This is a genomic window from Prosthecobacter sp. (assembly GCF_044222345.1).
Lineage (GTDB): Bacteria > Verrucomicrobiota > Verrucomicrobiia > Verrucomicrobiales > Verrucomicrobiaceae > Prosthecobacter.
The window spans coordinates 1-20388 of sequence record NZ_JBGANL010000011.1 but is presented as its reverse complement, the minus strand read 5'-3'; the positions used below and the strand labels follow the sequence as shown (position 1 = coordinate 20388).

Sequence of the window (20388 nt, the reverse complement as noted above, 5' to 3'; positions counted from 1 at the left end):
ATGAACCCATCTCCCCGCATTGCCATTCTCGGAGCCGGACCTGCCGGCAGCGCGCTTGCAGCGATGCTCGCCAAGCAGGGCATCCAGACGCTGGTCTATGATGATGAGAAACGTCCGGCGCTGCTGGTGGGCGAGTCGTTGATTCCCGCGATTGTGGCGATTCTGCAACGGATGGGCATTGAAGACCGGGTGGCTGCGATCTCTCAGTTCAAGCCGGGTGCGAGCTTTTTGCACCATCTGGGCACGCGCATGAATTTCAATTTCAAGTCCGTGGAAGGCCGCCTGCCGCCGTATGCCTACAATGTACCGCGCCCTGAGTTTGATGATGTGTTGAAGGATTACGCGAAGGAGCTGGGGGTGAAGTTTGTGAAACACCGTGCCGGACTGGTGGCGCATCCGGGTGGCACACCGGAGCTGGAGCTGGATGTGGCGGCGCTGGAGGCTGGCGGTTTCTGCGACGGCGCGAAGCCGGATCTGGTCATCGACTGCAGCGGACGCGCGCGCACGTCGGCGAAGCTGCTGGGGATCAAGGCGGCGACCGGGCAGCGCCGGGACACGGCGCACTTTGCACACTTCACCGGGATCGAACATCCGTATGAGCCGGGGCAGATTGCGATCATGTATCACCCCTGGGGCTGGAGCTGGCGGATTCCGCTGCCGGACAAACTGAGCTTTGGCATTGTGATGAATCCCAAGGCGCTGCCGGAGTTTGGCTCGAATGGTGAAGAACGGCTCGACCGAGTACTGGCGACTGATCCGGTGCTTTCACCGCTGACGGCCAACCGGAAGCGCGTGACGGATGTTTACACCTACACCAACTATCAGCTCATTTCAGACCGCGCGCAGGGTCCGGGCTGGGTGTCGGCAGGAGATGCGTTTGGGTTTGTGGATCCGATGCTTTCGCCCGGGGTGTTTCTGGCGCTCGACTCGGCTGAGTCTCTGAGCGCGATGTTTGCCAAGCATGGCGAGAAGCTGCTGGATTCCCCGGAGCGGCTGGCCAAGGAGCTGGGCCGCTATGAGCAGCGCCAGCGTGCCTGGCATGAGGCGTGGCATGAGCTGATCGAGTATTTTTACGACGGCCGCATCGTGGCTTTTTATGAACGCGGCACGCAGCTCAAGGCGGACCATCCCGGCCGCTTCAGCAACATGATGGAGTTTATTTCCAACCGGACCATCGCGCTGATGGCGACGGGTGCTGGCACGCTCTCCGTCTGGAACCGGATGTATTTGAAGGGCTGCTCCAAGTGGCTGCTGAACAATGACCGTGCGAAGGATCTGGCGCTGCCGTGAAACATTTCAAACCATCGTTTCTGCGCTTCGTCAGGATGGGGATGCCCCCCTCACCCGGTCTCTCCCCCATGGATATCCTGGGCATTGCCACATCGTCGAGGGGGCGAGGGGATTCGCTGTTTGGCCGCATCCTGCGACTAGCCGGAGAGGGTGCGAGATCCCTTCAAAATACACTCACCTGACTGAAGTGATGTTTGCACGCCTGCGCGCCTCCTCCACTGCAGCCTATGTGCTGCCGCTGCTGCTGTTCACGCTGCTGAATGGTGTGCCCGGGCTTTTCCGCATCGAGAATTCCGAACTGCCGTGGCATGTGCGTGCGCCGGAGCACTGGGCCTATCCGCTGCAAACGGTGATTTGCGGCATAGCGCTGGTGTGGTTTCGGCAGCACTACACGTTCAGACCGTGGCGGGGTCTAGGACTGGCGTTCACACTGGGGCTTGTTGGAATCGCTGTGTGGGTGGCGCCGTCGGTGCTGCGTGAGAGCCTGATCCAGCAGGGGCATGAGCCGGCTGGGTGGTGGAACTGGCTGGGACTTGCGGAGCGCAAGGAGGGTTTTGATCCGATGATCGCGCAGGCGTCACCGCTGTGGTTCAGTCTGGTGGTGGGCATGCGCTTTGCGCGCATGGTGCTGGTGGTGCCGTTTGTGGAAGAGTTGTTTTGGCGCGGTTTTTTGATGCGCTATTTGATGACGGAGGACGGGCGGTTTGAACGCGTTCCGTTTGGCACGCACGGGTGGAAGGTGTTTTGGATTGTGACGCTGGCGGTGATGCTGATTCACAACACGGAGGACTATCTGGGGGCGTTCGTGTGGGGGGCGCTGGTTTATTTTGTGGCGGTGCGCACGAAGAGCCTGGGGGCGTGTGTGTTCATGCACGCGGTGGGGAATCTGGCGCTGGGTCTTTATGTGATGAAGACGCAGCAGTGGGGTTTCTGGTGAGCGGGGGGGGCTGCATGGCCCAAGGCTAGAGCATTTTAAATTATATTATAGCTTAATGGGGCGGCGGCGGTGGACGCGGATTTGATGGGTGTGGCGGAGCGCCGCACAGGGGACTGTGCGGACCACTTTGCTGTCGCCCTCGCGATAGCTTTGGATTTTTCAACCCAGATGAGGCCACATTTTTATTTAAAATGCTCTATGTTCCGCAGTCCCTTCAGGACTGGCATGCTGCGAAAGCATCGTGTGAGAGCGCGCGTCAGGTGATGCACAAACGACGAGCCGTGGGGGCTACAGGATTTTCCAAAACGGATATTCGAAAAGAGGGTTCGGCGACATTTTGTTTCGAAGTCGATGAGACGTTCGATTTTGCCGCAGAGGGGCAGAGATGCAGAGGGAGCAGAGAACGTGATCCCTCTCCTGTCAGCGCAATGCGTTGCGCAGGAGGACGAACGGACGTGCTTTTGGTGCTGAGTTTGATGCCTGTTCGGAGCGATGGAGGAAGCGGAGTGATGAGGGATCAGAATGATCCCTCTCCTGCAGGAGATGGGGCGTTGTCGCTCAGATGCTGATGAAGCTTTTCAGCAGGCTGTTAGCGGGGGCTCCTGGGGTGATCAGGCTGGCTTGGTGCCGGCAATCTGGGCGGCGAGTTCTTTCACACGTGCCACGAGCTGAGGCAGCCGGTTGATGCCGGCGAGGCGGCGCTTTTCTTCTCCGGAGGGGATCGCTGGAAAGCCCAGATAGGTCTTTCCACCTGGGAGATCACGGGTGACTCCACAACGTGCGGCGAGGGTGCTCTGGGAGCCCACATGAACATGCCCGGCGATGCCGACCTGGGCGGCGATCACCACATAATCCCCAATGACCGCACTGCCGGCAATGGCGGTGCAGGCGACGATGATGCAATGTTTGCCAATGACGACGTTGTGCCCGATCTGCACGAGGTTGTCGATCTTGGTTCCCTCTCCGATCCAGGTGCGGCCAAAACGCGCACGATCCACGGTGCTGCCAGCGCCGATCTCCACATCGTTGTCGATCTGCACGATGCCGGCCTGACGCACTTTGCGATGGCGTCCGTGACCGAATTCATAACCGAAACCATCGGCACCGATGACGACACCGGAATGAAGAAACACATTTTCTCCGAGAATGCATTCGGCATGCACGGTGGAGTTTGCATGGAGACGGGAGCCTTTGCCGATGATGACATTGCGGCCGACAAAACAACCGGGGCCGACCTCGACTTCATCCCCGAGTTCGACTCCGGCTTCGATGACGGCGTTGGGCCCAATACACACATGCGCGGGATCGAATTTGACACCGTCAGCGACCACAGCGGAAGGATGTACTCCGGGCGCAAAGGGGGCGGGCTGGAAGCCATAAGTTTCCACAATCTTTTCAAAGGAGCGTGAAGGGTCCGCGACTTCGATGCAGGAGGCGTTTGGCGGAAACTCTTTCCACCCCAGGGGCACAAGGATGGCGCTGGCCTTCGTGTTCACCAGCCTCTCGTTGTAGCGTGGATCGTTAAAAAAACTCAAATCTCCAGCCATGGCTTCCTTCAAGGATGCAAAACCTGTGATCTGCCCGGCGGGATCACCGCACAAAACAGTCCCTCCGACAAGGCTGGCGAGATTGGAGAGAGCGATTTTCATGGAATGCATCATCTCATGGATAGAGCTGCATTCCACGCCCATTTTTGATCGGCGTTAGATTTGCTCATCCAACCACTAGCCCTGCAAAGTTTCCACGCGCATCCAGCTTGGAGCGCAGCGCACACACTTGAGCCGGCTGATGGCCTCGAGAGCCGCCTTCATGTCTCCCAGACGTGCATCGTGGATCATGAGCACGAGCGAGGTTTCGCCACTGGTGTCTTCAAGATCCTCCGGCTGGATCATGGAAGAAATGCCAATGCCGCGCTCTCCAAGTGCTGTGGCGACCTGAGCCAGGACACCCGGAACATCGTCAACCGTCAGCCGCAGGTAGTAGTGCGAAACGGTGTCATCCATGGGCTTGGACTTGCCGTAAAGGCCGTGCGGAACAAAGCCGCTGTGGCGGGCGCCATGCAGCAAAACGGCGGCGGCTTCACAGAGATCGCTGATGACGCTGCTGCTGGTCGGATCCTGACCGGCACCGCGTCCGTAGAAGAGGGTTTCGCCGACGACATCACCGTTCACGAGCACCGCATTGAAGGCACCGCTTACATTGGCAAGGACATGAGAGAGCGGCACCAAGGAGGGTTGCGTGCGCACTTCGACGAGGCCGTTTTCGTCTGCGCGGATGACCGAAAGCAGCTTGATGGTGTAGCCAAGACGTTCAGCAAAGCGGAAATCGGTGATGCTGACGCGATCCACGCCTTCCACATAGACTTTGTCCTGCGGAATCCAGAATCCATAGCTCAAGGAAGCCAGAATGATGGCCTTGTGAGCGGCATCCCATCCGCTGACATCGAGGGTGGGATCTGCCTCGGCATAGCCCTTGTCCTGAGCCTCCTGCAAAGCATCTGCATAGCTGAGACCAGCCTGGGACATGCGGGTGAGGATGTAATTGCAGGTGCCGTTGATGATGCCGTGAATGGAGCGGATGTGATTTCCAACCAGTCCTTCCTGCAGGACCTGAATGATGGGAATTCCGCCTGCGACCGCCGCCTCAAAGTAAATCGGCACGCCGCATTCCTCGGCCAGGGCGAACAATTCTTTTCCGCGCTCCGCGAGCAGGGCCTTGTTGCCGGTGACGACGATTTTCCTGGCTCGCAAGGCAGCGGCCACGAGATCGTAGGCGGTGGTCGTGCCACCGATGAGTTCGACGATGACTGGAATGGCAGGATCATTGACGAGCACCTTCCAATCTGTGGTGAGCAATTCCGCAGGCACCTCAATATCCCGCGGGCGGGAGAGATCACGGACGGCTATTTTGGAGACACGGAGTTCGGCACCGATGCGCTGACTGATCAGGGAGCGATTCTTTTGGAGATTCTTGAACACTCCAGCCCCCACATTGCCTAAACCGGCCAAGCCTATGTTGATGACACGCGGAGTACTGACGTTAGACATGATGGATAAGATGCCGGAGATGGGGGGCCGTAGTCATGGCGGAGGCACAGGGAACGCGCAAGCGAGAAGGCGGGCAATGCAAAACTCAGCAAATCTCCTACATGGCACCAAGCAAAGAACTGAAATTGAGCCTTCTGCATCAATTTCGGAACAAAAAAATTCTTGTTCGACCCGGGGGGGACCTGATAAAGATTAATTCAAATCCATGTCCTTCCGTTCCTTTAGTTATTGGTTAGCCAGCAGCATAGCTGCCGCCGTGGCTGTGGGAGCGACGGAACCTGACCAGGCAAGAACGCTGGATCTCACAGTGCCGGGAACTGCCATCAGCAGTGTGATTGCGGTGCCAGAACCCAGCCGAGCTTTGATGATGTTTGCAGGCATCATGGCCATGGCTTTCACCTACCGCCACGCATGGCTGAGCTGGAAGCGCAGTGCACAGTCCTGAAGACAGTCCATCTCACTTGGCGTGTCTTTTTGATTCGACGCATCCGCCGCCGCGACTAGCATCCGTGGTATGAAAGTCCTGGCCGCCCTTGTCCTGCTAGCTCAACCGGCACTGTCCGCCGTGGATGCAGCCTTTGCGAAACATGCCATCGCGACGGTGCACCCCCTGGCGACTGAGGCGGGCCAGCAGGCGTTTGAAAAGGGTGGCAATGCCATCGACGCGGCCATTGCAGCGGGACTGACGCTGGGCGTGGTGGATGGGCACAACTCCGGCATCGGCGGGGGCTGCTTCTTTGTCATTCATGCGGCAGATGGCACGGTGACGTGCATCGATGGCCGTGAAATGGCGCCGGCCAAGGCAAGCCGCGACATGTATGTGATCGATGGCAAACTGGACGATGAAGCCAGTAAGACGGGCGCACTGGCCTCCGGAGTGCCCGGCTACCTGAAGGCCTGTGCAACGGCCCAGGCGAAGCATGGCAAACTCAAGCTGGCCGATGTGCTGCTGCCAGCCGCTGACATTGCGGAAAAGGGATTTGAGATTGATGCGGTGTATGCGCGCAAGCTCGCGGCCACGGCGGCCAAACTCGCAAAGTTTCCGTCCTCAGCCGCCATCTTCATCAAGGATGGCAAGCCACTGGAGAAAGGTCAGCGGCTGATCCAAAACGACCTCGCAAAAACTTACCGGTCTGTGGCGGAAAACGGGGTCGAATGGTTCTACGCTGGTGAATTCGCCCAAAGGACTGCTGAATGGATGGCGGCCAACGGTGGGCTCATGACGGCGCAGGACTTCGCCAGCTATCAAGCGCCTGAGCGTGCGGCGATCCGCTCGAAGTATCGTGGCTACGACCTGATCACGATGCCGCCGCCGAGTTCGGGCGGAGTGCATGTAGCGCAGATCCTCAATATTGTGGAGCATTTCCCAATCCGCCACTTCCGCGCCAGCAGCCGGATTCATGTGATCACGGAAGCGATGAAGCTGGCGTTTGCGGATCGTGCGTACTGGCTGGGGGATCCGGATTTTGCGCCGGTGCCGAAGGGCCTCGTGGATCCTGCTTATGCGGCGGACCTGGCGAAGAAGATTGATCTGGATCACGCCACCGCCGTTTCAGGGCACAACATGCCGCCGCACTGGGAGGGAGACATCTTTGGCAAGCACACCACGTTCCTCTGCACGGCGGACGCCGAGGGCAACTGGGTGGCGCTGAATCAGACGATCAACACCGGCTTTGGCAGCAAGGTGGTGATTCCCGGGACGGGGGTGCTGCTCAACAACCAGATGGATGACTTTGCGGTGCAGCCTGGAATTCCGAATGCCTTCAAGCTGGTGGGCGCGGAGGCGAATGCGGTGGCACCGGGCAAGCGCCCCCTTTCGAGCATGAGCCCGACGATTGTGCTGAAGGATGGCAAGCCGGTGATCGTGACCGGAGCGGCGGGCGGGCCCACCATCATCACGCAGGCGCTGCTGCTGCTGACGCACATCATTGATGACGGGATGCTGCCGGCGGAGGCGCTGGCGGAGCCGAGATTTCACCACCAGTGGAATCCGGACGAGCTGAAGATTGAGAAGGCGTTTGGCGAAGATACGCTTTCGCGAGTGAAGGCTCTGGGGCACAAGCTGGCGGAGTCGGAAGGATTTGGAGCGTGCCAGGCGATCTATTTTGATAAGGACAAAAAGCTCTTTTTTCCTGCGAATGATCCGCGCGTGCCGGGGAAGGCGGATGGGAAGTGAGTGGGGGCCTGTTTTCTGCGGCAAAGGACTCAGGTCCATAGGACGGTGGACGCGTAGACGGCACTTCTGAGGATTGTAAACTGGGAACTGAAAACTGAGAATTTCAAATTGGCCAGAGAAGTGCGGCAGGGTTCATGGCCCTACTTCGCCAACCAATGTTTCACCACACCATGAGGGAAGAGGTTCACTCTTCGCGGAGTTTTCGGCGGAGGGTGGCGCGGTTCATTTTGAGGGCGGTGGCGAGGCGGGTGGGCTTGCCATCGAAGCGCTTGAGGAGGGTGTCCAGCATGGTGGCCTCCACCGTTTCGAGCAGGGCATCGTAGGCAGGCATCATTTCATCGGAACCGGTGGTCTTTTGATCCAGCCAGGCGGCGAGAGCGCGCTTCATCGTTTCATCGAGATGACTGGTTTCCCCCGGCTTCACGATGCTGGCGGGAAGATGATGAGGAAGAATGGTGCTGCCACTGCAGACGGCGGCGGCATGGGCCATGGCGGTTTTCAGCTCGCGCACATTGCCCGGCCATGTGTGGGCTTTGAGCGCGGCGAGAGCCTCAGCGGAGAGCACCTGGCCAGCCAGAAAGGAAACTGCCAAAGCCGGGATGTCCGAGGTGCGCTCGCGCAAGGGGGGCAGGAGGACCTGCAGAACTGCGAGCGCGTAAAACAAGTCTTCACGCAGGTGAGGTGCGGTCTCCTGACTGGATGCGCTGAAGAGGCGCGCCTTGAGCGTGCCTGAACTGAGGCGATTCATGAGTGCCGCTTGCAGCGGCTTGGACCACACGCTGATTTCATCAAGAAAGAGGACGCCGTCCCCTGCTCTGCTGATGGCATCATCCAACGCGGCTTCGGCGCGATTTTCAGGCCATTCATCGGCACGAAACACGATCAGCGGTTTTTCAGAGCGCGCACTGTGGCGATGAATGACCTGCGCAGCCAGGCTCTTGCCACTGCCGGGGGGACCTTGAAGCAGGACGGGTGCGTCATTGCCACTGGCCTGGGCGATGACAGCGAACGCACGCTGCATGGGCTCGCTGTTGCCGATCATGGTCGTTTCAGTCTGCTGCCCGGTCTTCACGGGTGCGAAGACTTCGCGGATGGCGCGCTGGATGTCGGCGAGATTGAGCGGCTTGAGGAAATACTCGCGAGCGCCGAGACGCTTTGCCTCAAGGGCGGTGTCCAGCGTGCCGTGGGCGGTGATGATCATCACCGGAGGTGATTGTGGAAGAGACTGGATTTTCTCCAGCACCTTCAGGCCGCTCATGTCCGGCAGGCCGACATCGAGAATGATGAGCGCGAAGGTTTGCGCCGCGAGCTTGTCGATCCCGCCCTGCCCTGAAGCGGCCACGACCGGCGTGGCATCCAGACGGCGCACCACCGTGGAGAGTGCCGCAGCGAGGGCGTATTCGTCTTCGATGATGAGGATGGCGGGAGTCATGCAGGGAGCAAGGGGAGCAGCACGATGATCACCGCTCCACCCTTGGGGTCATTTTGCAACTTTAAGCTGCCGCCGTGCGCGGTGATGATGCTGGAGACGATGTTCAAGCCGACGCCCATGCCGCCTTCTTTTTCGGTGAAGAAAAGCTCGGTGCCCTGGGCCAGAGCGAGTTCGGAAAAGCCGGTGCCGGAGTCGGCGAAGCGGAGCTCAAACCATGAGCCGGTGGACTGGCCGCTGATCATGAGTTTGCCACCGCGAGGCATGGCCTGAATGGCATTGATGACGAGGTTTCGCATGGCTTGGGCGAGCCTTGGGGAATCGCCCATGATGAAGACGGGAGATGGAAGGTCGAGGGTGATTTCAACGCCGGCGTGGCGGGCCTGGGGCTCCATGTTTTTGACGACGCGGCGAATGCAGTCGGTGAGATCGAGCTTGGTGAGTTTCGGCGGGAGAGGATTCGCTAGGTGGAGCCACTGGTTCACGAGGCCGGCGATGACTTCGGATTCGTTTTCGATGAGTTTGATGGCCTGGGCGTCTTCCTCATTCTGCGGGGTCATCAGCTGCGCATGAAGCTGGATGGAGGCGAGGGGGTTCTTGATGTCGTGGGCGAGGCTGGTGGCGACGCGGCCGAGCATGGCGAGGCGCTCTGACTGGGCGCGCTTGAGGCGCTCGCGGACAAGGAGCCAGCCGACGAGGGCGGAGATGAGCCAGAAGGTGATGAAGGCGTTGCGGGTGGCGGGATCGCGGAGAGAGAGGGAGGATGCAGGCGTGTTTCTGGAAAAACGCATGTAGTGGCGCTTATCGAGTTCAACGACCACGGACTGCTGGTGATCATTGAAATCCTCAACACTGCCGTCTTTGATCTCGGACTGAATCGTTGATTCCACGGCTTGCATCATGGTCTCGCGATCAAGGAACGCGACGCTCACCCCGAGCAACTCCTTCAGGCTTCTGGCGAGCTTTTCGCTGCGAGGCAGGTTCATCTGCCTGACGGATTCGGCGTTCGCTTTTGCCAGAGTCAGAAAAAGGCGGTTGGACTCCTCGCGCTCGCGCTGACGCAGCCATGCGAGGAGAAGCAGCGAGCCCGCGATGATGAAGGCGAGGAAGCCGAGGCCGAGGGTGAGGCGGAGCTTGTGGGGAGAGGCGGACACGCCTTACGGTTCCGGCAGCGGGGCGCTTTTATCAATCGGCTTGTCTTCCCAGATGGCTTCGCCGGTGGTGGGATCGTAGGTGAGGACGCGACTCTTGCTGCCGGGGACGGGGGCTTTGTCGATCTTGGGGAGCCACTTGGCGAGCTCGGTTTTTTTGACGGTGTGCTGAGGATCTTTGGCGAGATTGGTCCACTCGTTGGGATCGTTCTTCATGTCGTAGAGTTCTTCGCTGCCATCGGCGTAGCGGATGTAGCGCCAGTCCTGGGTGCGGATGGTGTGATTGCCCTGATTGTGGGTGGTGATAGCGGGCCATTCGCGGGGTGCGCTGGCGTCTTGAAACTGGGGCACGAGGCTGTGGCCTTCGAGGTCGGGGCGGGCGGGCAGTTTGGCGAGGGCGAGGAGTGAGGGGAAGATGTCGAGGAGTTCGACGGGGCTGGTGCAGACCTGGCCGGGCTTGATGCCGGGGCCGGCGAAGATGAGGGGCACGCGGGTGCTGCGCTCCCAGAGGGTGTTTTTTCCGCTGATGAGTTTTTCGCCGAGATGCCAGCCGTGATCGCCCCAGACGACGATGATGGTGTTGTCCAAACGACCGGTGGCTTCGAGCTCCTTCATCAAGCGACCGACCTGACTGTCCATGAAGCTGACGCAGGCAAGGTAGGCGCGGACGAGGGGGCGCCATTCGTTGAATTTACGCAGGGTGGAGAGGCGTGGCTCGGGGAGCTTCCAAGTGAGGAAATCAGCGAACTTGGGGAGATCGGCGCGATCGTCTTCTTTGACGGGCGGCATCTGGAGCGTGGCATCGGGATAGAGATCAAACCACTTCTGGGAGGCGAAGCATGGGACGTGGGGGAGGCGGAAGCCGGCGGCGATGAAGAAAGGCTTATCGGCAGGGGCGCGCTTCAGGGCGTCGATGGCGGAGTCGGCGATCTTCCAGTCGGCGTTGTCCTGGTCTTTCTCAGGGAAGACGCCCCAGTCCATGGCGGGATGGCGATCCGGGCCGGGGAGATGGGCGATGGGAGTCTTCGGCTTTGGCATGGGGCCGCGATTGCCCCATTCGTTGAACTCGGCTTTTTGATCGCCGCCGCGCATGGAGCCGTCGTGGTAGATTTTTCCGCTGTTGAAGGTGAAATAACCGGCCTGCGTGAAGGTCTGCGGGAGGGTGACGTGGTGCTTCGTTTGCTCCACTTCGCGGATGCCGGGGGCGAGGCCGTAGATGCCGGTGCTGGAGGGACGGAGGCCGGTAAGCAGCGAGCTGCGCGAAGGATTGCACAAGGGGGCCTGGCAGTGGGCGCTGGCGAAGAGGGTCCCGCGCTTGGCGAGGGCATCGATGGCAGGTGTCTTCACCTGAGGATGCCCGCCCAGGCAGCCGATCCAGTCGTTCTGATCATCGATGGCGATGAAAAGAACATTGGGCCGCGAGTCAGCGGCGTGGATGGAGGCAAAGGCTAAAGCGACAAACAGGAGGGACAACTTCATGGTCGGCTTCAAACGAAGCTCGACCGATGAAAATAGCAGCATTAAGAGGCCACGTTTGGCACGAGGTGCTCGGCGGCTTTGGCGGCTTCGGCGCGGAGTTCGGGATTGAGATTCTGCTGTTCGAATTCGCGGCACCAACCTTTGATCTCAAGTTCGTTGAAGATCTTGCCGATGACGCGGCGGAGGAGGCCTTTGAGATTGGGGAGCTCGACTTCCTGAAGGGAACGGATGGCGGCTTCCTTGTAGCTTTCGAGGAGGGTCATGGCCTTCTCGTGAGCACCGCTGTCGAGGGCCCAATCGCGGATGGTGGCGTTGTCGGGCTTGGTTTTGGCGAGGCCGTTCCAGAGGGCTTCCATCTGGTCTTTGACTTCGCCTTTGCCTTTCTCACGCAGGAGGGAGAGGACGATGCTGGGGCGCATGTTCCATTCGTTGCCGGCGGCGGAGTCTTCGCCGAGATCGTCGAGGTCATCACGGATCTGATAGGCGATGCCGAGGTTTTCGCTGTAGGTGTGGAGAACGTCGGCGCATTCATCAAGCTGACCGGCGAGGGCGGCACCGACCTTGAGGGCGACTTCAAAGGCGGGGGCGGTTTTGCTGCGGAAGATTTCGAGAACCTGCGTGCTGCTGAGAGCGACGGGGTGGCGGGTCCAGAGGAGTTCCGCGCCCTGACCGATGCAGAGTTCGCGCTGGCCTTCGGCGGCCACAAGGATGGCAGCGCTACGGACGTGGGCGGCGGCATCATTGTCGGCGAGGAGGCGGTAGCCTTCACCGATGAGAAGGTCGCCGATATTCAGAGCCACGGGAATGCCGTGCTCGGTGTGCAGGGTGGTTTCGCCGTAGCGCTCGGCATCGCCGTCCTCGATGTCGTCGTGAACGAGGGAGGCCTTGTGGAAGATTTCGACGGCGATGGCGGCTTTCTTGACGGTGTCAGAGATGGGGCCTTCGGGGTCTTCGCGCAGGGCCTGATAGGCGGCGACGGTGAGGAAGGGACGCCAGCGTTTGCCGGCACGGGCGAGCCATTCACGAGCGATGTCGTCGCTGTGACCACGGGAGGGGCCCATGAGTGCATTGAGAGAGTCCAAGGTGAACCAAGTCTTCACCTCATCGTGCAGAGCGTTTAGATTGAGGCGGCGGGTTTTGTCGTCGCTGGTGAGGTGGATGTAATCCCAGACCCAGTCGATATCGACGAGGGTGTCGATGCAGTCGTCCTGAAGGAGGGGCACGGCGACAGCGGGGATGGCGGCGGCTTCGATGTAGGGGAAGGTGCGCTCCAGCACGGGCAGGCAGGAGATACCGACGATGGCCTCGATCTTGCCGGTCTGGATGAGGGACATGACGATGGCGCTGCCTTCGGCGACGAGCACGGCGTAGCCGAGCTTTTCAGCCTCGTTCTGGAAATCCTGGATGGAGCAGAGGCCGCACTGCTTGCAGAGCAGGCCGAATTCATCAAAGGGGGCCGGGCATTTGCTTTCGACGCGGAGACACTTCGGCATCAGCAGCAGACGCTTTTCAAACGGCACGGTGGCGAGGGATTCGCGCCAGGTTTCGTTGGCGAGCAGCACGCCGACGTAGTCACGGTGGATCTTGTCGATGGCATGGATCGCGACGATTTTATCCGTGTGGCCCTGCAGATCTGCCAAGGGCACCGGGGGGACGAGTTTCTGCTCCTCGGCATAGGCGCGCACCCAGCCCAGGATTTGATCACGATCCTGCTTGGTCTGCGGGATGTTTTTCTTCGGCTGGCGGATACGGCGGTTCAGACCGGGAATGGGCGGAGGAAGAGCGGCAGAACGGACGACGGCAGCGGACATGAGAGGAAAGGGAAAGTGGCAGAATGCCGGATGAAAAGGGTGGGCGGTTTAACCGTGTAAGAGGGGCTTAGTCTTGCAGATATTGCGCTAAAGCATGCAAATCTTGCGCCACGAAAGGATACGGACTGGCCGCAGGAGTCATGCAGCAGCGGCAAAAACCAAGCTCAAACCACCGTGCCCCGGCCGCCTTTAGGCGTGGTTTTCTTGGGATTGGATTCAGGGAGTCCTTCGTCCTGGAGAATGGTGTCCTGAGGGAGCGGCTCCGCACCATCCTCACCTTTGGGGTCAGGCTCGGCAAAAGGGGTGGCCTTTTGGTAGAGCTTGAGGCGGGTGTCGAATTCCTCCTGCAGCTTTTTGCGATCTTCTTCAGGAAGATCTTTGTCCTCTTTGAGGAGGGTGATGCAGCGTTTCTGCCAGAGTTCAGCCTCTTTGAATTCGCCGTTGCGGGCGAGAGCTGCGGCCATGGTGTCGATCATTTCATAAGGCTGCTCGTCGCTCTGGACGACTTCGGCCACGAGCTTCAAGGCACGCCGGGCGAGGAGAACTGCGCTTTCGCCATTGTGCAAATTGTCCTCGGGGCAGGTGGCCAGGAACCAGGCGAGATTGTTGGAAGCCCAGGGATCTTCGGAGCGTGCAGCACGGCGATACCAGGCCCCGGCACGGCGATAATCCACCGGCAGGCCCTGACCGGTGTAGTAGAGATTGGCCAGGCGCGTCATGGCGGGAACGAAGTCCTGCTGGGCGGCTTTGAGGTACCAGAGAGCCGCCTTGGCCGAGCTTTTGTCGATGCCGTCGCCCCGTTCGAGTTTTGAAGCATAGGCGGTCTGCGAAGGGGGATTTCCCTGATCGGCGGCTTTCTTGAACCATTCGGCCGCCTTGGCGGCATCCTTCTTCACGCCTTTGCCTTCCTCATACATGGCGGCGAGACTGTGCTGAGAGAGGGCAAAGCCGAGTTCGGCGGAGCTGCGGTACCACTCTGCTGCTTTAGCGAGATCCTTTTTTACTCCCACCCCGTCTTCATAAAGGGTACCCAGAACATGCTGCGCGCGCAGGTGCTTCTGCCTGGCTGCTTTCTCGACGGACTTCACGCCTGCTTCGAGGTTTTTCTTCAAACCTTCACCCGTGATCATGCGCAACCCGAGCTCGAACTGAGCATCGGCATCCCCGCGATCAGCCCAGTCTCGAAGATCCTTTTCATCAACGCGCTGAGTCTGCTGCGCCGTCAGGGTGGAAGCAGCAAACAGCAAAGCAACGAGGAGGCCGGCAAGGAAGGGGGAAGTGGACGCATGCTTCATGGAGCGAAATTACGTCTGGCCGGGGCCGTCTCAACCATCAAAATGCAGGTGCGGGGTAAATTGGCGGCCCCTTCCCCTCAAGGCGCAGCAGACCGGAGGCCAGGAAAAAAGCCGTGGCCAAGCGATGACTCCTCACCTGAAAAAGCAAAAAACCGCCACCCATGTCAAGCGCCTGCTCATCGTTTATCTTGGGCCGGCGTTTTGACAAAACGCCTCTTCCATGCGTGAATTACCCCGCAGCCGAAGCTGCCGCTCCTTCCAGAGTGGTGGCGCGGGGGACCCAAACACCCTGAGTCGAAAGACCCAGGGCGGGGCGAAGGATGGTGGGCAACCACCGACCAGTCCACTTCCAAGGACCAGTCCGACAGCTAACCTCGCAGGCGACATTGGAAGGGCGATCCTATGCCCGTCGCGAGTGCGCCGGGACCATGGTCTCCCCAGAACCACCGCACCCGCGAGTGGGCGGGAAACCGTTCACACACCGGGGGCCTTCGAGACCCATACCCATGAACTGCCAAGAGAACCGAAGCCCCATGACTGAGGGCTTGGTCAATCCATCTGCCCGGGGCGCACCGCCGCCGCCTTTCCCACTGCTGAACTGGATTCATGTGATCCACGAACCGGACCGTGAAACACAAGACCTGGACGCAGAGCAGGCGCTGAGCGCTGCTGATCAAGAAAGCGCACCGCTCCGCCACGCGGAATGAACCCACCCCCTGAAACTCCATTTCAAAAATCTGACATCTTCATGACACATCATCACTTCAAAGCCCCCTGGGGCCGCACCTTGCTCATCATCTCCATTTTCATGACGCTAGTGACGCTTGGAGCGGCCATCGTTCTCACTCTCGGGCGGCAAACGCCGCCATTCCTCAACCTGCCAGCACTGCCTTCTCGTGGACTGGTCATCGCCGCCGTGCTGCTCATACCGCTGGGGGCGCTGCCTTTCGTGATTCGCGGCTACGTGCTCACGAAGGACGGCATTCTCATCAAACGCCTGTGGTGGAATACCGTGCTGCCCTTCACTGAGGTGCGTTCCGTCGAATTGGAGCCGCTGGCGCTGAGCCACAGCTTCCGCACCTGTGGTAATGGCGGCATGTTTTCCTTCACGGGCTTCTACTGGAGCAGGCAGCTCGGGCATTTCCGTGCCTACGTCACGGATCTCAACCGCACGGTGATCGTGCATATGAACAACCGCACGGCGGTGCTTTCTCCTGACGATCCTGAGGCTTTTGCGCGTGCCGTGAGTGCCCATCTCCATGCCTGAACCCGTTTGAACTCCTGAACCCTGAATTTTTCACCTCCATCATGAACTCCATTCTCTTATTTGCTTACGAGCACTGGCTCATCACGCTCTCAGTCGTCGGCGTTGTCATTTTTTACTTTGTCTCCTGCGTTTACATTCCGGAGAGCAAAGTCGGCGTGGTCGTCAAACGCTTTGCCTTCAAAAACCTGCCTCCCGGTGAAATCATCGCACTCAATGGTGAAGCGGGTTACCAGGCCGACACGCTGGCCCCGGGCCTGCACTTTGGTTTCTGGATCGTGCAGTACTACATCGAGAAAGTGCCCATGGTCAGAGTCCCGCAGGGAGAGCTGGCTTTGATCGTCGCAAAAACCGGCGCAGCCATTCCACCCGGCCGCATCCTGGCACGCACGGTGGATTGTGACCACTTCCAGGATGCCCGCGCCTTTCTAAAACACGGAGGTGAAAAAGGCCGTCAGCTCGGTGTCATCACCGCAGGTTCGTATCGCATCAATCCTGCGCTCTTCAACATCATCACGTCCGAAAATGCCCAGCAGCACGGGCTTGAACCGCAGCTGCTGCGCATCCGCCACGTGGATCCCGATCTCGTCGGCATCGTCACGACGCTGGATGGCATGCCCATTGAGCAAACCGAAATCGCTGGAGCCATCGTAGCCGGCCACGACAACTTTCAGAATGCGCAGGCCTTCCTGAATGCCGGCGGCCATCGAGGCCTGCAAGAGCAGGTGCTTCTCAGCGGCCAGTGGAACATCAATCCGTGGTTCGCGCAGATCGAGCAGGTGCCCAGGTTTGAGATTCCGATCGGGCACGTCGGTGTCGTGATCTCTTATGTGGGCAAGGCGCACCTCGACATCAGCGGGCCCGAGTTCAAGCACGGCGACCTCGTAGACGTGGGCCATAAAGGTGTCTGGGGCAAACCGCTGCTGCCGGGCAAACATCCCGTGAACACACGCATCATGCGGGTGGAACTGGTGCCGACCACCAACATCGTGCTGAACTGGGCAACGCGCACGGAGGCGCACCACTTTGATGCGAAGCTCAGCAGCATCACCGTGCGCTCACGTGACGGCTTCGCCTTCAACCTCGACGTCTCGCAGATCATCCACATTGGTGCGAACGAAGCCCCCAAGGTGATCAGCCGCGCGGGATCGCTGCAAAACCTCATCGACCACGTGCTGCAGCCCATCGTTGGCAATTACTTCCGCAACTCCGCGCAGGACTACACGGTGCTGGACTTCCTGAGCGCCCGCAGCCAGCGCCAGGGGGAGGCCGCCAGCCACATCGAAACCGCGCTGCGTGAATATGACGTGGAAGGGATCGACACGTTGATCGGCGACATCACGCCGCCCGAATCGCTGATGAAAACACAGACGGACCGCAAGCTGGCGGAAGAGAGCCGCAAAACCTATGAGATGCAGGAAGCTGCCGAGAAGCAGCGCCAGCAGCTCGTGCGCCAGACGTCGCTGGCCGACATCCAAAACCAGGTGGTGAGCGCCGAGCAGGGGGTCAACATTGCCGAACTCCACGCCACGGCTGCCGTGAAAAAAAGCGAAGGTGAAGCCGCCTCCACCCGGCTGCGTGCAAGCGGTGAAGCGGAAGCCATCCGCGCCACGGGCCAGGCCAAGGCCGATGCCTATCAAGCAGGCGTGACCGCCCTTGGTTCCGATGTGTACGGCATGCTCCAGGCCTTCCAAATCATCGCCGACAAAAACCTCCGTGTCGTCCCCGATGTGCTCGTGAACAGCGGGCCGAACAGCAGCGGCATCCTTGACGCGCTCATGGCCATGCTCACCAGGCAACGTGCATCCCTGCCCATCTCCACGCTGGAAACGCCTTGAAAGGCAGCATCGGTGCCAGCTGGCGCTCTGAAAAAAACAGCGGGCTGCGGATTCATTTCCGCGGCCCGTTTTCACGTTCCTGCATTCGCTTTCAGTTCCAACTGTGGTATGGGGAGCACATGAAAGCGCTTCCGCTCGTTGCTCTGTTTGCCTGCTTCAGCATTCTTTTTCTGGCCGGCTGCGACGCCAACTTGAACGCGATTCCCGGTCTGCCGTTTGCCTATGATGACTTTGGCACGGAGTCGATGGCCAGCGACCTGCTCGGCCCCAAAGGTAAGGACACGCAGGTGGTTGCGAGGTTTGGCTCCACGAATTCAACTCCGCCGCCCGGTAGTCCGGATGTGCGCTATGTGGGGGTGGGGCAGGCCATGAACCACCTGCGCCACAGTGTGCGCAAACTGAGCCGGACACCGGAAAATGAGGCGCTGCACCAGCGGCTCGCGGCCACGTACAGCCGCTTGTACCGGGAATACTCCTCGAAGCGAGACGCGTTTATGTCCGTGCCCTCCGCCAGTTATGGCCGGGGCGGGATGAACCGTGCGCTCATGATGCCGCCGATGCCGCCGTCAATCTGAGCGGAGCGCATTTGACAACACCGCCTCAGCCAGCCAGACTGCACTTATGGCTCGAATGAGTCGCGGGTGTAGCTCAATGGTAGAGCAGGTGCTTCCCAAGCATCATACGTCAGTTCGATTCTGATCACCCGCTCCAGCGAGCATCAAGGCCGCTTTTTAAAGCGAGTCAGCAGGCTAGGCAGTCATGCGCGCGAGCACAGCGTCGTCCACTGGTTTGCAGGAGCGGTAACCTTCACCGTGCTCGGGGAGCTCGCTGAGAAAGGCGGCGCGGGCTGCGGTGGTTTGGAAATCGAGACCGATGAGAGCGCGGCCGATGCGCTCGCCGGACTGGCGGTAGTTGAAGTAGCAGAGGCTGGCGCGATCGCGGATGAGACGGGAGAGGAAGTCGTGGAGGGCACCGGAGCGCTCGTAGAAGTCGAGGCGCAGGAAGACGGGATGGATGAGGAGATCGCCACGCAAGGGGATGGCGCGGAAGGCGACATCCACGGCACCGGTGAGGTCCTCCCAAAGGTAACCGCCGGACTCGAGACGTGAGGGCAGCGAAGCAAGCTTTTCGGCGTTTTCCGATGTGACGGTGAAGACGGGCCATGCTTCGTCGGAGCGGTGGAGGCCGTACTGGAAGTCGGCGATGTTGAGGCCTTCGAAGCAGGAATCCAACAGCGCGAGCATGGCACCGGGACGCTCGGGGATGCGCACGCGCAGGGCGCGTGAGGCGGTGCTGCTGGAGCCTTCGGACTGGGCGATGAGGCCGAGCTGGAGGAAGTCGATGTTGGCACCGGTGATGACGATGAGGACTTTCTTTCCTGCGAGTGCGGCGCGGTCTTTCAGCACGGCGGCGAGCCCCATGGCACCGGAGGGCTCTGAGACGCAGCGCAGCGTCTCCCAGAGCACGCGAATGGCGGCGCTGACCTCGGCATTGGTAACGGTGGCGACGCGATCCAGAGACTGCTGGCAGATGCCGAAGGGGTGGGTGCCGGCTTTGCGGACGGCGGTGCCATCGCAGAAGATGTCGAGGTCATGGAGTTCGACGGGCTTGCCTGCGGCGAGCGCGGCTTTCATGGAGGCCTGACCCACGCCTTCCACGCCGACGGCCTCCATGTGGGGCCAGTAGGTTTTGAGCCAGCAGGAAACCGCCGAGGCCATGCCGCCGCCGCCGATTTGCAGATAGGCGGCATCGAAAGGACCGTGACCGGAGAGCACGACCTCGTCTGCGAGGGTCCCCTGCCCAGCCATGACTTTGAGGTCATCGTAGGCGTGCACATAGGTCGCGCCGCTACTGCGCTCATCTTGACGCGCGGAGGTGACGGCTTCGTCGTAGCTGTCGCCTGCGAGCACGATGCGGACAAATTCGCCGCCGTGGTGCAGCACGGCGTTTTGTTTCACCTTGGGTGTGGAGCGCGGCATGTAAATGCGGGCGTGGATACCAAGGGTTTTGGCGGCAAGGGCGACGCCCTGCGCGTGATTGCCGGCGGAGGCGGTGACGACGCCTTTGGCGCGCTGCTCAGGGGTGAGCTCGGTCATGGCATTGCAGGCGCCGCGCCACTTGTAGCATTTCACGGGGGAGAGATCTTCGCGCTTCACCCAGATCTCGGGGCCAGGCTCGGAGCCGGGCAGGATGAGACGCTCCATGGGCGTGGGCTGGCCGAAGCGGTAGACCCGCTCACGGGCAAACAAGATTTCCTGCCGCAAGCGGCGGTCGAGAGGCAGATTTTCGCGTTCCATTCGTGGGGGCATACATTCCCGCCGTGCATGCTTGAGCAAGAGGTTTCGCTATTTCAATGGGAGGGCTGAATGAGCTGTGGAACGAGGAGTCACTTGGGAGCCGCTTGCACGAAGAAAGCTTCCAGATTCCGGCTGAAGCCGGACTACAATACGGCGTTGGGTTGTACCATGTCTTCAGAGCTTGAGAAAGCTATTCAGACCAACTTGGTTGATTCGCTTGCCAGGGGGATTGGGGAGCGCTGATCGACAGACAGCAACTGTGTCAGTTGGCAAGCTGGAATTTTGGATCGGCGATCAAGCGATTGAGGACGCAGAGCATTTTGCGCATGACTGCGGTGATGGCGACTTTGAAGGGCTTGCCGCGTTTGAGCAGC

General features: G+C 60.2%; 15 protein-coding genes, 1 tRNA gene and 1 riboswitch. Of the genes, 8 read left to right on the top strand and 8 right to left on the bottom strand.

The window, feature by feature from the left end; all coding sequences use genetic code 11:
• Both ACILSL_RS08310 and ACILSL_RS08305 read left to right on the top strand, forming a co-directional pair.
• Nucleotides 1–1290, top strand: coding sequence for an NAD(P)/FAD-dependent oxidoreductase (locus ACILSL_RS08310; RefSeq protein ID WP_395731540.1), 1290 nt, complete (start codon nt 1–3; stop codon nt 1288–1290).
• A gap of 190 nt (nt 1291–1480) precedes the next feature.
• Nucleotides 1481–2227, top strand: coding sequence for a CAAX prenyl protease-related protein (locus tag ACILSL_RS08305; RefSeq protein WP_395731539.1), 747 nt, complete (start codon nt 1481–1483; stop codon nt 2225–2227).
• Between the two features lie 611 nt (nt 2228–2838).
• On the opposite strand, the gene lpxD is transcribed toward ACILSL_RS08305, so the two are convergent.
• Together lpxD and ACILSL_RS08295 are read right to left on the bottom strand one after the other, a co-directional pair.
• Nucleotides 2839–3876, bottom strand: coding sequence for a UDP-3-O-(3-hydroxymyristoyl)glucosamine N-acyltransferase (gene lpxD, locus ACILSL_RS08300; RefSeq protein WP_395731538.1), 1038 nt, complete (start codon nt 3874–3876; stop codon nt 2839–2841).
• A gap of 75 nt (nt 3877–3951) precedes the next feature.
• Nucleotides 3952–5274 (bottom strand): homoserine dehydrogenase, encoded by a 1323-nt coding sequence (locus ACILSL_RS08295; protein WP_395731537.1) that lies wholly within the window; start codon nt 5272–5274, stop codon nt 3952–3954.
• A gap of 205 nt (nt 5275–5479) precedes the next feature.
• Here ACILSL_RS08295 and ACILSL_RS08290 point away from each other — a divergent pair, with 205 nt between their 5' ends.
• Together ACILSL_RS08290 and ggt are read left to right on the top strand one after the other, a co-directional pair.
• Nucleotides 5480–5719 (top strand): PEP-CTERM sorting domain-containing protein, encoded by a 240-nt coding sequence (locus ACILSL_RS08290; RefSeq protein WP_395731536.1) that lies wholly within the window; start codon nt 5480–5482, stop codon nt 5717–5719.
• A gap of 69 nt (nt 5720–5788) precedes the next feature.
• Nucleotides 5789–7450 (top strand): gamma-glutamyltransferase, encoded by a 1662-nt coding sequence (ggt, locus tag ACILSL_RS08285; protein WP_395731535.1) that lies wholly within the window; start codon nt 5789–5791, stop codon nt 7448–7450.
• 184 nt (nt 7451–7634) lie between these two features.
• On the opposite strand, the gene ACILSL_RS08280 is transcribed toward ggt, so the two are convergent.
• The 5 genes from ACILSL_RS08280 to ACILSL_RS08260 form a co-directional block, all read right to left on the bottom strand.
• Nucleotides 7635–8882, bottom strand: coding sequence for a sigma-54-dependent transcriptional regulator (locus tag ACILSL_RS08280; protein ID WP_395731534.1), 1248 nt, complete (start codon nt 8880–8882; stop codon nt 7635–7637).
• A complete protein-coding gene (locus tag ACILSL_RS08275; RefSeq protein ID WP_395731533.1) occupies nt 8879–10033 on the bottom strand; it encodes a sensor histidine kinase in 1155 nt (384 codons plus the stop codon). The genes ACILSL_RS08280 and ACILSL_RS08275 overlap by 4 nt, the downstream gene beginning before the upstream one ends.
• A 3-nt stretch (nt 10034–10036) precedes the next feature.
• Entirely contained in the window at nt 10037–11509 is a 1473-nt protein-coding gene (locus tag ACILSL_RS08270; protein WP_395731532.1) for a sulfatase, read from the bottom strand.
• Between the two features lie 41 nt (nt 11510–11550).
• Nucleotides 11551–13320, bottom strand: coding sequence for a polyprenyl synthetase family protein (locus ACILSL_RS08265; protein WP_395731531.1), 1770 nt, complete (start codon nt 13318–13320; stop codon nt 11551–11553).
• 164 nt (nt 13321–13484) lie between these two features.
• Nucleotides 13485–14615 (bottom strand): tetratricopeptide repeat protein, encoded by a 1131-nt coding sequence (locus tag ACILSL_RS08260; protein ID WP_395731530.1) that lies wholly within the window; start codon nt 14613–14615, stop codon nt 13485–13487.
• Nucleotides 14616–14843: 228 nt separating this feature from the next.
• Nucleotides 14844–15013, top strand: a riboswitch (cyclic di-AMP (ydaO/yuaA leader).
• Nucleotides 15014–15363: 350 nt separating this feature from the next.
• Between ACILSL_RS08260 and ACILSL_RS08255 the strand changes: the two genes are divergently transcribed.
• The 4 genes from ACILSL_RS08255 (at nt 15364) to ACILSL_RS08240 (ending at nt 18428) form a co-directional block, all read left to right on the top strand.
• A complete protein-coding gene (locus tag ACILSL_RS08255) occupies nt 15364–15882 on the top strand; it encodes a PH domain-containing protein (RefSeq protein ID WP_395731529.1) in 519 nt (172 codons plus the stop codon).
• 41 nt (nt 15883–15923) lie between these two features.
• Nucleotides 15924–17717: an SPFH domain-containing protein gene (locus ACILSL_RS08250; protein WP_395731528.1), complete on the top strand. Its 1794-nt coding sequence runs from the start codon at nt 15924–15926 to the stop codon at nt 17715–17717.
• A gap of 119 nt (nt 17718–17836) precedes the next feature.
• A complete protein-coding gene (locus ACILSL_RS08245; RefSeq protein ID WP_395731527.1) occupies nt 17837–18292 on the top strand; it encodes a hypothetical protein in 456 nt (151 codons plus the stop codon).
• A 62-nt stretch (nt 18293–18354) separates the two neighbouring features.
• Nucleotides 18355–18428, top strand: a tRNA-Gly gene (locus ACILSL_RS08240).
• A 38-nt stretch (nt 18429–18466) separates the two neighbouring features.
• On the opposite strand, the gene ACILSL_RS08235 is transcribed toward ACILSL_RS08240, so the two are convergent.
• Nucleotides 18467–20014 carry a pyridoxal-phosphate dependent enzyme gene (locus ACILSL_RS08235; RefSeq protein WP_395731526.1) on the bottom strand — a complete coding sequence of 516 codons (1548 nt, stop codon included), beginning with the start codon at nt 20012–20014 and terminating at the stop codon, nt 18467–18469.
• Between the last annotated feature and the right edge of the window lie 374 nt (nt 20015–20388).

What these genes read in the sequence shown, in the direction of transcription:
- lpxD (WP_395731538.1), bottom strand. Translation starts at nt 3,876, where the DNA reads ATGAAAATCGCTCTCTCCAATCTCGCCAGCCTTGTCGGAGGGACTGTT.
- ACILSL_RS08280 (WP_395731534.1), bottom strand. Translation starts at nt 8,882, where the DNA reads ATGACTCCCGCCATCCTCATCATCGAAGACGAATACGCCCTCGCTGCG.
- ACILSL_RS08305 (WP_395731539.1), top strand. Translation starts at nt 1,481, where the DNA reads ATGTTTGCACGCCTGCGCGCCTCCTCCACTGCAGCCTATGTGCTGCCG.
- ACILSL_RS08255 (WP_395731529.1), top strand. Translation starts at nt 15,364, where the DNA reads ATGACACATCATCACTTCAAAGCCCCCTGGGGCCGCACCTTGCTCATC.
- ACILSL_RS08310 (WP_395731540.1), top strand. Translation starts at nt 1, where the DNA reads ATGAACCCATCTCCCCGCATTGCCATTCTCGGAGCCGGACCTGCCGGC.
- ACILSL_RS08250 (WP_395731528.1), top strand. Translation starts at nt 15,924, where the DNA reads ATGAACTCCATTCTCTTATTTGCTTACGAGCACTGGCTCATCACGCTC.
- ACILSL_RS08290 (WP_395731536.1), top strand. Translation starts at nt 5,480, where the DNA reads ATGTCCTTCCGTTCCTTTAGTTATTGGTTAGCCAGCAGCATAGCTGCC.
- ACILSL_RS08265 (WP_395731531.1), bottom strand. Translation starts at nt 13,320, where the DNA reads ATGTCCGCTGCCGTCGTCCGTTCTGCCGCTCTTCCTCCGCCCATTCCC.
- ACILSL_RS08270 (WP_395731532.1), bottom strand. Translation starts at nt 11,509, where the DNA reads ATGAAGTTGTCCCTCCTGTTTGTCGCTTTAGCCTTTGCCTCCATCCAC.
- ACILSL_RS08260 (WP_395731530.1), bottom strand. Translation starts at nt 14,615, where the DNA reads ATGAAGCATGCGTCCACTTCCCCCTTCCTTGCCGGCCTCCTCGTTGCT.
- ACILSL_RS08235 (WP_395731526.1), bottom strand. Translation starts at nt 20,014, where the DNA reads ATGGAACGCGAAAATCTGCCTCTCGACCGCCGCTTGCGGCAGGAAATC.
- ggt (WP_395731535.1), top strand. Translation starts at nt 5,789, where the DNA reads ATGAAAGTCCTGGCCGCCCTTGTCCTGCTAGCTCAACCGGCACTGTCC.
- ACILSL_RS08245 (WP_395731527.1), top strand. Translation starts at nt 17,837, where the DNA reads ATGAAAGCGCTTCCGCTCGTTGCTCTGTTTGCCTGCTTCAGCATTCTT.
- ACILSL_RS08295 (WP_395731537.1), bottom strand. Translation starts at nt 5,274, where the DNA reads ATGTCTAACGTCAGTACTCCGCGTGTCATCAACATAGGCTTGGCCGGT.